Annotated in this window: 1 protein-coding gene; it reads right to left on the bottom strand. The window is 52.6% G+C overall.

What is annotated here, in order from left to right:
- A partial coding sequence (locus H7I57_RS27305) for a flavin-containing monooxygenase (RefSeq protein ID WP_264027478.1) occupies positions 1-467 on the bottom strand: 467 nt, incomplete at its 3' end.
- Between the last annotated feature and the right edge of the window lie 41 nt (positions 468-508).

Below are 508 nucleotides of genomic sequence, written 5' to 3'. Positions count from 1 at the left end.
AAGTCGCGCACTCCTGGAATATCAGGCCATTTCGGCCGACTGAGGACGCCAGAGCAATTTATCACGAAACGCGCGGTCAGATTCTGGCCAGAGGAGCAGCTCAGCCGCCATAGTGCGGCGCCTTCGTCGAAGCAGGCTTGGTCCACGGTCGTGTTGAACCGGATGTAATTTTGGAGTCCGTATTTCTCTACACACCGCTCTGCATAAGCCTTCAACTCATTCCCGTGAGCATAAGTTCGTGACCAGGATGTTCGCATCTCATAAGAGAACTGGTAACTATAGGACGGAATATCGACCGCTATTCCCGGATACGTATTCCAGTGCCATGTACCGCCGACGCCATCGGCGTCATCGACTATAAGAAAGTCCATAAATCCGGCCTTCAACAGGCTGATCGCTGTACCAATCCCAGAAAACCCGGCTCCGACTATGACAATTTCGTAGTGCTGCCCAGACTCAGAACCCATTACTTCCTCACGTGCGCTTCGATGTCCAACTATATCCGCTC

The sequence above is a fragment of the Mycolicibacterium pyrenivorans genome (genome assembly GCF_025821625.1).
GTDB classification, from domain to species: Bacteria; Actinomycetota; Actinomycetes; order Mycobacteriales; family Mycobacteriaceae; genus Mycobacterium; species Mycobacterium pyrenivorans.
The sequence above is the reverse complement of the archived record's forward strand: the minus strand, read 5'-3'. Positions and strand labels throughout refer to the sequence as shown.